The sequence below is a fragment of the Pseudomonas fluorescens genome, from assembly GCF_902497785.1.
Taxonomy (GTDB): Bacteria; Pseudomonadota; Gammaproteobacteria; order Pseudomonadales; family Pseudomonadaceae; genus Aquipseudomonas; species Aquipseudomonas fluorescens_BO.
This window is the reverse complement of sequence record NZ_CABVHK010000012.1, coordinates 78350-92567: the sequence shown is the minus strand read 5'-3', so window position 1 is coordinate 92567 and position 14218 is coordinate 78350. Positions and strand designations below refer to the sequence as shown.

The window sequence follows — 14218 nt, the reverse complement described above, 5'->3', positions numbered from 1 at the left end:
GAGCGAGCCTGTGTGGTGAGGGGATTTATCCCCGTTCGGCTGCGGAGCAGTCGTAAGCGCAGTATCACTTTGAAATGCCGGGGCCGCTTCGCCGCCCTGCGGGGATAAATCCCCTCACCACACAGGCTCGCTCCCACAGGTTTTAGGCCTGGCAGTTATTTAACGGCGGACACCCGCCACACCTTATTCCCCACATCATCCGCCACCAGCAAATCACCCTGCTGATCGATCACGACGCCTACCGGGCGGCCCATGGCATCTTCGTCTTTATTGAGGAATCCGGTGAGCACATCCACCGGATTACCGGACGGTTTGCCAGCGCTGAACGGCACGAAGATCACCTTGTAGCCACTGTGCGGTTTGCGGTTCCACGAGCCGTGCTGGCCGATGAACACACCTTCCTTGAATTGCGCCGGCAGTGTGTTGCCCTGCGCAAACGTCAAGCCCAGCGACGCGGTATGTGGCCCGACGGCGTAGTCCGGCGCGATTGCCTTGGCGACCAGATCCGGGTTTTGGGGTTCGACGCGAATGTCGACATGCTGACCGTAATAGCTGAATGGCCAGCCATAGAACGCGCCATCCTTGACCGAGGTGATGTAGTCCGGCACCAGGTCGCTGCCGATTTCGTCCCGCTCATTCACGGCTGTCCACAACGCACCACTCTGCGGCTCCCAGGCCATGCCGTTAGGGTTACGCAGGCCCGAGGCGAAAATCCGGTGGTTACCGGTGGCACGATCCACTTCCCAGATCGCCGCGCGTCCCTCTTCCTTATCCATGCCGTTCTCGGCCACGTTGCTGTTGGAACCCACCGTAACGTACAGCTTGCTCCCGTCTTTGCTGGCGATAACGTTTTTGGTCCAGTGGTGATTCAGCGTGCCGCCCGGTAGATCAACCACTTTGATCGACGGCGACTTGATGGACGTGGCGCCATCCTCGTATTGAAAACGCAGCAACCGATCCGTGTCGGCGACGTACAGGTCATTGCCGACCAACGTCATGCCAAACGGCGAATTGAGGTTTTCCAGAAACACCGTGCGGGTTTCAGCGACGCCGTCGTGGTCCTTGTCGCGCAGCAGGGTGATGCGGTTAGGGCTCGGGACGCCGGCACCGGCGCGGCCCATGACTTTCTTCATCACCCAGCCTTTCACGCCTTTGCCGTCATCGGGTTTTGGCGGAGCGTTGGTTTCCGCGACCAGCACATCGCCGTTCGGCAGCACGTAGAGCCAGCGTGGGTGATCGAGGCCCTCGGCAAATGCTGCCACTTGCGTGCCCGCCGCTGCCGTGGGTTTCACGCCGTCCGGCCAGCCGATCGCCGGGGCGATGTTCACCGTCGGGATCAGGGTCTTGTTCGGTTCTGGCAGTTTGGGTGACGGGCCGGTGCCGTCGGAGACTTGCAGGCTGGAGGTTTCGCCGCAGGCAGCGAGCCCTCCGGCGAGGGCGATGACGAGAATAAGCTGGGGCTTGTGCATGCTGATCTTCCCTATAAATGCAGTGACCTGATCAATAGAGAAGCTCAAACCTGCGATGGTTCAACCGGTCAGCCGCGGGCTTCCTTGAACAGCACGGCGATGCCGGGGTGGTAGTGGCCGGCTTCGTTGCGCAACTTGCGATAGGCGTAGGGGAAATACCAGGCGACGGCGCAGGAATGCTCCTTTTGTAAATCGTCGACCATGTCCTGGAGTTCTTCTGGGGTCGCACCGTGCTGGGCCTTTTGCGGCGCGATGAACAGGCAGCCGAGCTTCAGGTCGCTGGCGTAGCTGATTCGCTTCGCGTCACTGGTGATATCGACCAGCGCCTGAGTCAGGTTCAAGCTGTTGACCCTGGGCCAGCGCTGAGTGGCCTGAAGGAAGGCGCGTTCTTCGCTGCTGGCGATAAACAGGTCGGCGCGGGCATTGCGCTCGCCTTCTTCGTTCTGTTTGCGGGTCGGCGTGGATTGCAGGGTGACCATTTCCGCCGCCCACGCGGCAGCTGCGAGCAAGCCAAGGTTGGCTTTTTCGTCGTACCAGTAAGGTGTTTCATTGTCGCCGCGCACGGCGTTGTAGCGGTCAATACAGTCAAACCAGCGTTCGAGCACCGGGCGCAGGAATTCCAGCTTCGGATTGCTGATGATCATGCCTTGCATGTGGCTTACCCTTGTTATTGTGATGTGGGATTGTGGCTCTTTGATATCACTGCTCGAAGTGTGGCACAAGATTGGCGTGATCTAATTGATCGACGGCAATCATTCGCCGGGCAGGCGCCCGGCTTTAATTGACGCTCCACCCCCAACCCTCTAACCTTCGCGGCTTGTTTCAGGTGCTCTGTGGCTTGGGTCGACAGAGTGAAACAGGGAAGCTGGTGAGTGCGTTCGTTCAACCTATGGACAACCACGATCCCGGCGCTGCCCCCGCAACGGTAAATGAGTGAAGACTGCGCCTTGAGCCACTGTGTCGACCGACATGGGAAGGCGCGCAGTCAGGCGTGATGCCGCTCATGAGCCCGGAGACCGGCCTGATCCATCCAGCGGCATCACGGTGGGCGATGCCAGGCTTTTTGCCATCTATTCTTGTGCCTGCCCGCCGTTATCCAGCCTCAACGGAGAGCTCCCCCATGACTGATACCCCCGATCGTGACGAACGCCACCTGGCGCGCATGCTGCGCAAAAAAGCCGTGATCGACGAACGCATCGCCAACTCGCCGAATGAATGCGGCCTGCTGCTGGTGCTGACCGGCAATGGCAAAGGCAAAAGCAGCTCGGCGTTCGGCATGCTTGCCCGGTCCATGGGCCACGGCATGCAGTGCGGCGTGGTGCAGTTCATCAAGGGCCGCAACAGCACCGGCGAAGAATTGTTCTTTCGGCGCTTCCCGGAGCAGGTGCGTTTTCATGTGATGGGCGAAGGTTTTACCTGGGAAACCCAGGACCGCCAGCGTGACATCGCCGCCGCCGAAGCGGCGTGGCAAGTGTCCCGCGAACTGCTGCGCGATCCGTCGATTGGCCTGGTGGTGCTTGATGAACTGAATATCGCCCTCAAGCACGGTTACCTCGACCTCGATCAGGTGCTCAGCGACTTGCAGGCGCGTCCGCCAATGCAGCATGTGGTCGTTACCGGTCGCGGCGCCAAGCCGGAGATGATCGAACTGGCTGACACGGTCACCGAAATGGGTGTCATCAAGCACGCCTTCCAGGCCGGGATCAAAGCGCAAAAAGGCGTCGAGCTGTGAATATTATTTTATGAAAAGCATTCGTCATTGCCCGGCGGTCTTGATTGCCGCGCCGGCCTCCGGTCAGGGCAAAACCACCGTCACTGCCGCGCTGGCCCGGTTGCATCGCAATCAGGGGCGCAAGGTGCGCGTGTTCAAATGCGGCCCGGACTTCCTCGACCCGATGATTCTCGAGCGCGCCAGCGGTGCGCCGGTGTATCAACTGGACATGTGGATGGTCGGCGAGCAGGAAAGTCGTCGCCTGTTGTGGGAAGCCGCCGCTGAAGCGGACCTGATCCTGATCGAAGGCGTGATGGGCCTGTTCGACGGCACGCCATCAAGCGCCGATCTGGCCCGGCACTTCGGTGTGCCGGTGCTTGCGGTGATCGACGGCACGGCGATGGCGCAGACCTTCGGCGCGCTGGCGTTGGGGTTGGCGAAGTATCAGCCGGACTTGCCGTTTGCCGGTGTGTTGGCCAACCGCGTGGGCACTGTGCGTCACGCGCAATTGCTCGAAGGCAGCCTGACCGAAGGCTTGCGTTGGTACGGCGCGCTGTCGCGGGAAACCGGGATCGAATTGCCGAGCCGGCATTTGGGTCTGGTTCAGGCCAGCGAGCTGAATGACCTCGATCTGCGACTCGATGCAGCGGCTGCATCACTGGCCGGCAGTTGCGACGTTGCGCTGCCGCCGCCCGTGGACTTCGCCGCGCCTGAAGGGGTCGCCGCCGAACCGTTGTTGGCCGGCGTGCGCATTGCCGTGGCCCGCGACGAAGCCTTTGCGTTCACTTATGGCGCGAGTCTGGATGTGCTGCGGGCCATGGGCGCCGAACTGTCGTTCTTCTCGCCGATTCGTGACACTGAGTTGCCGCAGGCGCACAGCCTGTATCTGCCGGGTGGCTATCCCGAGTTGCACCATGTCGCGCTGTCGCAGAACACCGCGATGCTTGACGCGATCCGCGCGCATCACGCGGCAGGCAAGCCGTTGCTGGCTGAATGTGGCGGCATGTTGTATTTGCTCGATTCGCTGACCGATGTCGAAGGCACCCGTGCCGAATTGGTGGGGTTGCTGGCAGGTGATGCGGTGATGCAGAAGCGACTGGCGGCGCTGGCGTTGCAATCGGTCGAGTTGCCGGAAGGGTTGTTGCGTGGGCATACCTACCACCATTCCTTGACCAGTACCGAAATTGAGCCGATTGCCCGTGGCATCAGCCCGAACGGCGGGCGCGGGGCGGAGGCGGTTTATCGTGAGGGGCGGATGACGGCTTCTTATGTGCACTTTTATTTTCCGTCCAATCCAAGCGCTGTAGCCGCATTGTTTGCGCCTGACCTGGAGGCCGCCATCGCTGGCAAGCCAGCTCCCACAGTTGATCTATGTGAACCAGAAACCCCTGTGGGAGCTGGCTTGCCAGCGATGAGGCCATGACCGACAACGCATTCAGTGAGACCGAGCGCGCAGCGGTCTACCGAGCCATCGCCGAACGCCGCGACATGCGCCATTTCAGCGGCGGCACCGTCGAACCTGAGTTGCTGCGACGCCTGCTCGAAGCTGCCCACCAGGCGCCGAGCGTCGGCCTGATGCAGCCCTGGCGCTTCATCCGCATCAGCGACCGCGCACTGCGCAGCCAGATCCAGTCACTGGTGGAAGAAGAACGCATGCGCACCGCCGAAGCCCTCGGCGAGCGCACCGACGAGTTCATGAAGCTGAAAGTCGAAGGCATCAATGACTGCGCCGAAGTCCTGGTGGCCGCGCTGATGGACGATCGGGAGCGGCATATTTTCGGTCGTCGCACCTTGCCGGAAATGGACATGGCCTCGCTGTCCTGCGCCATCCAGAACCTGTGGCTGGCGTCCCGTGCCGAAGGATTGGGCATGGGCTGGGTGTCTTTATTCGAGCCGCAAGCCCTGGCCGACCTGCTGGGTTTGCCCGCCGGGGCCAAGCCGTTGGCGATTCTTTGCCTGGGGCCGGTCAAGGAATTCTATCCGGCGCCGATGCTGGTTCTCGAAGGCTGGGCGCAAGCGCGTCCACTAAGTGACTTGTTGTACGAAAATTATTGGGGAGAGGGTCAATGAGTGTGGCGTTGTTGAGTGTCGCCGCGGTTGCGCTGGATGCGCTGCTGGGTGAACCCAAACGCTGGCATCCGCTGGTGGCGTTCGGCCGTTTTGCCGACCGCATCGAGCAACGGTTCAACGGCGGTGGGCGCGGCTGGCGCAGTCACGGCGTCACGGCCTGGGTGATCGCCGTCGTGCCGCTGACTTTGCTCGCCACGGCGTTTTCCTGGGCGCCTTATGTCGGCTGGATCGTCGAGATACTCGCGTTGTATTGCGCCCTCGGCCTGCGCAGTCTCGGCGAGCACGTCGAGCCGGTGGCCAAGGCGCTGCGCAGTGATGATCTGGACGAAGCGCGCAAACGCGTTGGCTATCTGGTCAGCCGTCAAACCAGTGAGCTGGATAAAACCGAAGTGGCCCGGGCCGCCACTGAATCCGTTTTGGAAAACGGCAGCGACGCAGTGTTCGCCGCGCTGCTCTGGTTTGCCGTGGCCGGCGCGCCGGGCGTGGTGCTCTACCGGTTGAGCAATACGCTGGATGCGATGTGGGGTTATCGCAACGAACGCTTCGAGCGTTTCGGCTGGGCGGCGGCGAAGATCGACGACATCCTCAACTACATTCCCGCGCGGCTGGTGGCGTTGACCTACGCGCTACTCGGCAAAACCCGACTCGCGCTGACATGCTGGCGCACCCAGGGCCCGACCTGGGACAGCCCGAATGCCGGTCCGGTGATGGCCGCCGGTGCCGGTGCGCTGGGAGTCGAGTTGGGCGGGGCGGCGATTTATGACGGTGAATTGCATCAGCGTCCGCCGCTCGGCGAAGGACTGCCGGCGGACGCCGATTCCATCGATCGTGGCTGGCAATTGGTCCAGCGCGGGGTATGGTTATGGCTGCTGATGCTCTGCGTGGGAGCTGAATTTTATGCTTGAACACGGTGGACGGTTGCGCAAGGCTGCGCTCGGATACGGCATCGCCGAAGCCGATTGGCTCGACCTGTCCAGCGGCCTCGCGCCCTGGCCATTCCCGGTTCCGGACGTTCCATTGCGCGCCTGGGCACGCTTGCCGGAAAGCGATGACGGCCTGGAACAGGCGGCCTGTGAATACTACGGCGCCGCGCAGGTGCTGCCGGTGGCCGGTTCGCAAATGGCGATCCAGTTACTGCCGCGTTTGCGTCGGGTCGGTAAAGTCGGCGTGCTGTCGCCGTGTTATGCCGAACACGCCGAAGCCTGGCGGCGCAACGGCTACATCGTGCGCGAAGTGCTGGAGCAGGAAGTCGACTTCTTCCTCGACAGCCTCGACGTGCTGGTGGTGGTCAACCCGAACAATCCCACGGGCCTGAGCCTTTCCCCGAGTCGCTTGCTCGGCTGGCATTCACGGCTGGCCCAGCGCGGCGGATGGCTGGTGGTGGACGAAGCGTTCATGGACAACACGCCGCAGCTGAGCATTGCGCCGTGTGCGCATCAGGTCGGTTTGATCGTGCTGCGGTCCTTCGGCAAGTTTTTCGGTCTGGCCGGGGTGCGGCTGGGCTTCGTGCTGGCGGAGCGCAAGCTGCTCAAATTGCTCGCCGAACAAGTTGGCCCCTGGGCGGTCAGCGGGCCGACCCGCGTGGTCGGGCAAGCCTGTCTGCTCGATAAGGCTGGTCATGCCCGGCAACGTGAACGTACTGAAGCGGCCAGCAACCGACTGGCGATACTGCTTGAACAACACGGCCTTAAACCCCAAGGCGGCTGCGCGTTGTTTCAATGGCTGGTGACCGAGCGCGCTGAAGAGCTGCATGAATTCATGGCGCGGCGCGGCATTCTGCTGCGGTTATTTATCCATAACAGCAGCCTGCGTTTTGGTCTGCCCGGCGAAGAAGCCGACTGGTTGCGACTCGAACAAGCACTGGTGGCGTTCGCCAAGGAAAGCCAATGACCACGTTGATGGTGCAAGGCACCACGTCGGATGCCGGTAAAAGCACGCTGGTGACGGCGCTGTGTCGCTGGGTCACACGTCAGGGCGTGCGCGTCGTGCCGTTCAAACCACAGAACATGGCGCTCAACAGTGCCGTGACCGCCGACGGCGGCGAGATCGGCCGCGCGCAAGCGGTGCAAGCTCAGGCCGCCCATCTTGAACCGCACACCGACATGAATCCGGTGCTGCTCAAACCCAACAGCGACACCGGCGCCCAGGTGATTGTTCATGGACGTGCCGTGACGACCATGAACGCCGTGGCGTATCACGACTACAAAGCCATCGCCATGCAAGCCGTGCTGGCTTCACATGAGCGGTTGAGCGCAGCGTATCCGCTGGTCATGGTCGAAGGCGCGGGCTCACCGGCAGAGATCAATCTGCGTGCCGGCGACATTGCCAACATGGGATTTGCCGAGGCGGTGGATTGCCCGGTGGTGTTGATTGCCGACATCAATCGCGGCGGGGTATTCGCGCATCTGGTGGGCACTCTGGAACTGCTATCACCGAGCGAACAGGCGCGGGTCAAAGGCTTCATCATCAACCGTTTTCGCGGCGACCTGGCGTTGCTGCAACCGGGTCTTGACTGGCTCGAAGCGCGCACCGGCAAGCCGGTGATCGGCGTCTTGCCCTACGTGATGGACCTGCACCTGGAAGCCGAAGACGGCATCGATCAGCGCCAGACCGCCAAGGCCGATCAGGTGTTGAAAGTGCTGGTGCCGGTGTTGCCGCGCATCAGCAACCACACCGATTTCGATCCGCTGCGCCTGCACCCGCAAGTCGACCTGCAATTCATCGGCCCCGGCCAGGCGATCCCGCCCGCCGACCTGATCATCCTGCCCGGCTCGAAAAGCGTACGCAGCGACCTTGCGTTTCTGCGTGCCAATGGCTGGGAAACTGCAATCGCCCGGCATCTGCGCTATGGCGGAAAAGTCCTGGGGATTTGCGGCGGTCTGCAAATGCTCGGCGAGCAGGTGCACGATCCGCTGGGCCTCGAAGGCGCGCCGGGCACCAGTGCCGGCCTGGGCTTGCTGGCGTTCGAAACGCAACTCGAAGCAGAGAAGCAATTGCGCAATGTGCGCGGGCGTCTGGCGTTGGAAGATGCGCCGGTCAGCGGTTATGAAATCCATGCCGGCGTGACCACCGGGCCGGCGCTGGAAAATGCTGCCGTGCAGCTCGACGACGGTCGCTGCGACGGTGCGCAAAGTGTCGACGGGCAGATTTTCGGCACTTATTTGCATGGGTTGTTTGAGTCGCCGGCGGCCTGCAGTGCGCTGTTGCGTTGGGCGGGTTTGCAGGACGTGCAGGAGGTGGATTACCACGGCTTGCGTGAGCGTGATATCGAGCGGCTGGCGGATCTGGTTGAGCGGCACCTGGATACCCGACTGCTGCGTGAACTCTGCGGGATTTGAGTCGAATGTTCGGGCCTCATCGCGGGCAAGCCCGCTCCCACAAGGATCGAGGCTGCTCACCAGTTTTGGGTCCACCCACGGAACCTGTGGGAGCGGGCTTGCCCGCGATGAGGCCGGAAGCCTCACCAAAGATTTTAAGGAATGAACCATGCTGCAACTGATCCTCGGCGGCGCCCGATCCGGCAAAAGTCGTCTGGCTGAAAAGCTGGCGACAGACACCGGCCTCCCCGTGACCTACATCGCCACCAGCCAAGCGCTGGACGGCGAAATGAACGAACGCGTCGCCCATCACCGCGCCCGTCGCCCCACCGAATGGGGGTTGATCGAAGAGTCTGTTGAACTGGCCCGCATCCTGCGCCAATCCGCCAGCTCGCAGCAGTGTCTGCTGGTAGATTGCCTGACCCTGTGGATGACCAATCTGCTGATGCTCGACAACGTCGCGCGCTTAAGCGCCGAACGTGAAGCCCTGCTGGACTGCCTGGCTGACCTGCCGGGTGAAATCATTTTTGTCAGCAACGAGACCGGAATGGGTGTCGTGCCGCTGGGCGAATTGACTCGCCGCTACGTCGATGAATCCGGCTGGCTGCATCAAGCTTTGGCCGAGCGCTGTCAGCGCGTCGTCCTGACCGTCGCCGGCCTGCCCCTGACTTTGAAAGGAACTGCGTTATGACTCAATCCTGGTGGCTGAACCCGTGCAAGCCGATTGACGCTCAAGCCGTCGAGCAGGCTGAAGCGCGGCAACAGCAACTGACCAAGCCGGCCGGTTCCCTCGGGCGGCTCGAATCGGTTGCGGTGCAATTGGCCGGACTGCAGGGCCGGGTCAAACCGAGTCTGGATCAACTGTGGATCGCGATTTTTGCCGGTGACCATGGCGTGGTCGCCGAGGGCGTGTCGGCGTTTCCCCAGGAAGTCACCGGGCAGATGCTGCACAACTTCGTCAATGGCGGTGCGGCAATCAGCGTGTTGGCGCGGCAGCTTGGGGCCGCCCTCGAAGTGGTCGACCTCGGCACCGTGACGCCGACGCTGAATCTTGCGGGCGTACGCCACCTGAACATCGGCCCGGGCACCGCGAACTTTGTTGACGGTCCGGCGATGACTCATGCCCAGGGCGAACTCGCCTTGCAAGCCGGTCGCGACAGCGTTCACCGTGCCCGCGCCACCGGGGCGCAACTGTTTATCGGTGGCGAGATGGGCATCGGTAATACCACGGCGGCCAGCGCGTTGGCCTGTGCATTGCTCGATTGCCCGGTGGTGCACCTGACCGGGCCGGGCACTGGCCTGAACGCGGCGGGTGTCAGCCATAAAGCGCAGGTCATCGAACGTGCGCTGGCAGTGCACGGCGCTCAGCGTGGCGATGCGCTGCACACCCTGTTCAACCTCGGCGGTTTTGAAATCGCTGCGCTGGTCGGCGCTTACCTCGCGTGCGCCCAGGAAGGTGTTGCCGTGCTGGTGGACGGCTTCATTTGCAGCGTCGCCGCGTTGGTCGCGGTGCGCTTGAATCCTGAATCCCGCGAATGGCTGCTGTTCGGGCATCGCGGTGCGGAACCGGGCCATCGCCATGTGTTGGAAGCCTTAAGTGCCGAGCCGTTGCTGGACCTTGGTCTGCGCTTGGGCGAGGGCAGCGGTGCGGCGATGGCCGTTCCATTGCTGCGTCTGGCCTGCGACCTTCACGGGCAGATGGCGACGTTCGCCGAAGCGGCCGTGGCGGATCGTCCGGCATGACCTTGCGCCTGGACCTGCTGCGTCACGGCGAAACCGAACTCGGCGGTGGCCTGCGCGGTAGCCTCGACGATGCGCTGACAGACACAGGCTGGGCGCAAATGCGCGCGGCGGTCGTCGGGCAAGGGCCTTGGAATCGTGTGATCAGTTCGCCATTGCAACGCTGCGCGCGGTTCGCCGATGAACTCGGGGCGCAATTGGGTTTACCGGTGGAGCTGGACGAGGACCTGCAGGAACTGCATTTCGGTGAGTGGGAAGGGCAGAGCGCAGCGGCCTTGATGGAAACGGATGCCGAAGCGCTGGGCTTGTTCTGGGCCGACCCTTATTCCTTCACACCGCCACAGGGTGAGCCGGTCGCGGACTTTTCGTCGCGAGTATTGGCGGCTGTCCACCGATTGCACGCGGCCTATGCGGGCGAACGGGTGCTACTGATCAGTCACGGCGGCGTCATGCGTTTGTTGCTGGCGCAGGCGCGGGGTTTGCCACGCGAGCAGTTGCTCAACGTTGAAGTCGGTCATGGAGCACTGTTTTCGTTGAGCGTCGAGAGCGGCGGCGTTCTCAAGGAAGCGGTCTGACCATGCTGCCGTTCTGGATCGCCCTGCAATTTCTCAGCAGTTTGCCGGTTCGTCTGCCGGGCATGCCGGCACCGCAAGAGCTGGGGCGCTCGCTGCTGTTCTATCCGCTGGTGGGACTGTTGTTCGGCGCGATTTTGTGGGCGTTGAACGGGCTGCTGCTTGGCACACCGCTGCTGTTGCATAGCGCCCTGTTACTCAGCGTTTGGGTGGTGCTCAGTGGTGCGTTGCACCTCGATGGCCTGGCCGATAGCGCCGATGCGTGGCTCGGCGGTTACGGGGACCGCGAGCGCACGCTGACGATCATGAAAGACCCGCGCAGTGGGCCAATCGCCGTGGTAACGCTGGTGCTGGTGTTGCTGCTCAAATTCGCCGCGTTGCTGGCGTTGATCGAACAACAGCACAGCGTTTTCCTGATCATTGTTCCGTTGATGGGGCGCGCGGCGTTGTTGGGGTTGTTTCTGACCACGCCGTATGTGCGGGCCGGTGGATTGGGGCAGGCGCTGGCGGATCATCTTCCGCGGCGGGCGGGTATGTGGGTGTTGGTGGTCAGTGCAGTCGGTTGCGTTCTGATTGCCGGCCTCGGCGGTGTTTTGGCGCTTGTGCTCGCGGCAATGGTTTTTGTCGGGTTGCGGCAGGTGATGCTGCGGCGATTGGGTGGCGCGACGGGCGATACGGCCGGGGCGTTGCTGGAATTGCTGGAGATGGTGGTGCTGGTGGGATTGACGCTGGTCTGAGAGGCTTTTGCTGCAGGGCCGGCCCCATCGCGGACAAGCCCGCTCCCACAGGGTTTTATGTGCGGCCTGTTAATGTGAGCGACACAAAATCCTGTGGGAGCGGGCTTGCCCGCGAAGGCGGTCCCGCAGGCAAAATGTTTACTCAAAACTGTCTGTAACTTGATTTAACACACTCGCGGGTATATACACGCACCATGCTCGATTCCCAATGTTTATGCATCAACCTGCGTCGCGCCGCTCGTGGCGTCAGCAGGCATTACGACGGCGCTCTCGATGGCTTCGGGATCAACGTCGCCCAGTATTCTTTGCTGTGCAATTTGCAGCGTCTGAATGAACCGAGTATTTCCACCCTGGCCGAAGCCATGGGCCTGGATCGCAGCACCCTCGGGCGCAATTTGCGGGTGTTGGAAGGTGAGGGGTTGGTGATGTTGGTCGAGGGCGAGGACATGCGTAATCGCATCGTCAAGCTGACCGAGACGGGTGCCGAACGCCTGACAGCGGCCTTGCCAGCCTGGGAAGCAGCGCAGCAGCGCCTGGTCGATCGTCTGGGCGCAGAAAAACGCGAAACCCTGCTCAAATTGCTGGACGAGCTGGCTTGACGCCGGTTCTTCCGATCTTAAGCGGGTATATACCCGCTACCGGAGAATAAGAATGACATCGATGTGGCGCAGTTGCGGTTGGATCTTGGTGGGGAGTGCGCTGATCCTTGCGTTGTCTCTGGGCGTGCGACATGGCTTCGGGCTGTTCCTGACGCCGATGAGTGCCGAGTTCGGCTGGGGGCGCGGGACGTTTGCGTTTGCCATTGCCTTGCAGAACCTGATCTGGGGGTTGGCGCAACCGTTCACCGGCGCACTGGCCGACCGCTTCGGTGCGGCGAAGGTCGTGCTGGTCGGTGGCGTTCTCTATTCATTGGGCCTGGTGTGCATGGGCCTGTCCGACTCGGCGGTGACCTTGTCCCTGAGCGCCGGACTGTTGATCGGCCTCGGCCTCTCTGGCACCTCGTTTTCGGTGATTCTCGGCGTGGTCGGCCGCGCCGTGCCGCCGGAGAAACGCAGCATGGGCATGGGCATCGCCAGCGCCGCCGGTTCGTTCGGTCAGTTCGCCATGTTGCCCGGCACGCTGGGGTTGATCGGCTGGCTCGGCTGGTCGGCGGCACTGCTCGTGCTGGGTCTGCTGGTGGCGCTGATCGTGCCGCTGGTGAGCATGCTCAAGGACAAGCCGTTGCCGGTCCTCGGTCATGAGCAGACCCTGTCCGAAGCCTTGCGCGAAGCCTGTTCCCATTCTGGGTTCTGGTTGCTGTCGTTCGGCTTTTTTGTCTGCGGTTTTCAGGTGGTGTTCATCGGCGTGCACTTGCCGGCGTATCTGGTGGACCAACACCTTCCGGCCACGGTGGGTACAACCGTGCTGGCGCTGATCGGCTTGTTCAACATTTTCGGTACTTACACGGCAGGCTGGCTCGGTGGCCGGATGTCCAAGCCGCGTTTGCTTACCGGTTTGTACCTGCTGCGAGCGGTGGTGATTGCGCTATTCCTGTGGGCGCCGGTCACCACCACCACGGCGTATCTGTTCGGCATGGCGATGGGTTTCTTGTGGCTGTCGACCGTTCCGTTGACCAACGGTACGGTGGCGACCTTGTTTGGCGTGCGAAATCTGTCCATGCTCGGTGGGATTGTGTTCCTGTTCCACCAGCTCGGATCGTTCCTCGGCGGCTGGTTGGGCGGGGTGGTGTATGACCGCACCGGGAGTTACGACTTGATCTGGCAGGTAGCAATTCTTTTGAGTCTGTTGGCCGCCGCGTTGAACTGGCCGGTGCGTGAACGGCCGGTCGCCCGCTTGCAAACGCAAATGAGTGCGACATGAGTACGCTTTGGCCGCGAATCGCCGTCACCGCTGGCGGCGTTTTGCTGTTGGCGTTGGCGTGGTGGGGCTGGCAACAGGGCGGGCTGGCATTGATGCAATTGGGCATGGGTGCTTGCTAGCCCGGTGCGAGGGCGAGTAAGTTCAGTTCTGACGACTTCTCAAGGATGCACGGACATGCGGATGCGCTGGCTTGCTGTTCCCGCGTTACTGATGGCGTTTACCGGACTGGCGCAAGCCGCCGAGTGCCCGGAGCTGTTGCAAGGTTCGTTACCCAAACTGCGCGCCAAGGAATCCATCGACTTGTGCCAGCGCTTTGCCGGTAAACCGCTGGTGGTGGTGAATACCGCGAGCTTTTGTGGTTTCGCCCCGCAATTCAAAAGCCTTGAGGCGCTGAATCAGCATTACAAGGCGCAGGGGCTGGAGGTGATCGGCGTTCCTTCCAATGACTTCAAGCAGGAGTCCAAGGACGGCGAAGAGACCGCCAAGGTGTGCTACGTGAACTACGGCGTGACCTTCACCATGACCGAGCCGCAGAAAGTTCGCGGTGATGACGCCACGCATCTGTTTAAGGTGCTCGCGGCCCAGAGTGCCGCGCCGAAGTGGAACTTCTATAAGTACGTGGTTGATCGCAAGGGCAAGGTCATCGCCAATTTCTCCAGCCTGACCAAACCCGACGACCCTGAATTCATCGCCGCCGTGGAAAAGGCCCTGGCTTCGCAACCCTGACCCACGTGCCTGAATA

At 62.2% G+C, this 14218-nt stretch carries 16 protein-coding genes and 1 riboswitch; of the genes, 14 read left to right on the top strand and 2 right to left on the bottom strand.

Features of this window, described 5'->3' with window-relative positions:
- Positions 1-155: 155 nt before the first annotated feature.
- Positions 156-1469 (bottom strand): PQQ-dependent sugar dehydrogenase, encoded by a 1314-nt coding sequence (locus tag F8N62_RS18775; protein ID WP_150712074.1) that lies wholly within the window; start codon positions 1467-1469, stop codon positions 156-158.
- A gap of 68 nt (positions 1470-1537) precedes the next feature.
- Entirely contained in the window at positions 1538-2122 is a 585-nt protein-coding gene (locus F8N62_RS18770) for a hypothetical protein (protein ID WP_150712073.1), read from the bottom strand.
- A gap of 154 nt (positions 2123-2276) precedes the next feature.
- A riboswitch (cobalamin riboswitch) is annotated at positions 2277-2509 on the top strand.
- Between the two features lie 80 nt (positions 2510-2589).
- Here F8N62_RS18770 and cobO point away from each other — a divergent pair.
- The 14 genes from cobO (at position 2590) to F8N62_RS18705 (ending at position 14202) form a co-directional block, all read left to right on the top strand.
- Positions 2590-3201, top strand: a complete 612-nt coding sequence (cobO, locus tag F8N62_RS18765; RefSeq protein WP_150712072.1) for a cob(I)yrinic acid a,c-diamide adenosyltransferase — start codon at positions 2590-2592, stop codon at positions 3199-3201.
- Positions 3202-3211: 10 nt separating this feature from the next.
- Positions 3212-4603, top strand: coding sequence for a cobyrinate a,c-diamide synthase (locus F8N62_RS18760; protein ID WP_150712071.1), 1392 nt, complete (start codon positions 3212-3214; stop codon positions 4601-4603).
- Positions 4600-5250 carry a 5,6-dimethylbenzimidazole synthase gene (bluB, locus tag F8N62_RS18755; RefSeq protein ID WP_150712070.1) on the top strand — a complete coding sequence of 217 codons (651 nt, stop codon included), beginning with the start codon at positions 4600-4602 and terminating at the stop codon, positions 5248-5250. Before F8N62_RS18760 ends, bluB begins: the two co-directional genes overlap by 4 nt.
- Positions 5247-6155 carry an adenosylcobinamide-phosphate synthase CbiB gene (gene cbiB / locus F8N62_RS18750; RefSeq protein ID WP_150712069.1) on the top strand — a complete coding sequence of 303 codons (909 nt, stop codon included), beginning with the start codon at positions 5247-5249 and terminating at the stop codon, positions 6153-6155. Before bluB ends, cbiB begins: the two co-directional genes overlap by 4 nt.
- Entirely contained in the window at positions 6148-7140 is a 993-nt protein-coding gene (gene cobD / locus F8N62_RS18745; RefSeq protein WP_150712068.1) for a threonine-phosphate decarboxylase CobD, read from the top strand. The genes cbiB and cobD overlap by 8 nt, the downstream gene beginning before the upstream one ends.
- Positions 7137-8588, top strand: a complete 1452-nt coding sequence (locus F8N62_RS18740) for a cobyric acid synthase (protein ID WP_150712067.1) — start codon at positions 7137-7139, stop codon at positions 8586-8588. Before cobD ends, F8N62_RS18740 begins: the two co-directional genes overlap by 4 nt.
- A 148-nt stretch (positions 8589-8736) precedes the next feature.
- Entirely contained in the window at positions 8737-9258 is a 522-nt protein-coding gene (gene cobU / locus F8N62_RS18735; RefSeq protein WP_150712066.1) for a bifunctional adenosylcobinamide kinase/adenosylcobinamide-phosphate guanylyltransferase, read from the top strand.
- A complete protein-coding gene (cobT, locus tag F8N62_RS18730) occupies positions 9255-10310 on the top strand; it encodes a nicotinate-nucleotide--dimethylbenzimidazole phosphoribosyltransferase (RefSeq protein ID WP_150712065.1) in 1056 nt (351 codons plus the stop codon). Before cobU ends, cobT begins: the two co-directional genes overlap by 4 nt.
- Entirely contained in the window at positions 10307-10882 is a 576-nt protein-coding gene (cobC, locus tag F8N62_RS18725; protein WP_150712064.1) for an alpha-ribazole phosphatase family protein, read from the top strand. The genes cobT and cobC overlap by 4 nt, the downstream gene beginning before the upstream one ends.
- Before the next feature lie 2 nt (positions 10883-10884).
- Positions 10885-11616, top strand: a complete 732-nt coding sequence (locus F8N62_RS18720; RefSeq protein WP_150712063.1) for an adenosylcobinamide-GDP ribazoletransferase — start codon at positions 10885-10887, stop codon at positions 11614-11616.
- A 194-nt stretch (positions 11617-11810) separates the two neighbouring features.
- On the top strand, positions 11811-12215 hold the full coding sequence (locus F8N62_RS18715) for a MarR family winged helix-turn-helix transcriptional regulator (protein ID WP_150712062.1): 405 nt from the start codon (positions 11811-11813) through the stop codon (positions 12213-12215).
- 61 nt (positions 12216-12276) lie between these two features.
- On the top strand, positions 12277-13476 hold the full coding sequence (locus F8N62_RS18710; protein ID WP_191632404.1) for an MFS transporter: 1200 nt from the start codon (positions 12277-12279) through the stop codon (positions 13474-13476).
- Complete coding sequence (locus F8N62_RS32070; RefSeq protein ID WP_263597222.1) at positions 13473-13595, top strand: hypothetical protein; 123 nt, start codon at positions 13473-13475, stop codon at positions 13593-13595. Before F8N62_RS18710 ends, F8N62_RS32070 begins: the two co-directional genes overlap by 4 nt.
- 55 nt (positions 13596-13650) lie before the next feature.
- Positions 13651-14202: a glutathione peroxidase gene (locus F8N62_RS18705; RefSeq protein WP_150712060.1), complete on the top strand. Its 552-nt coding sequence runs from the start codon at positions 13651-13653 to the stop codon at positions 14200-14202.
- Positions 14203-14218 lie beyond the last annotated feature (16 nt).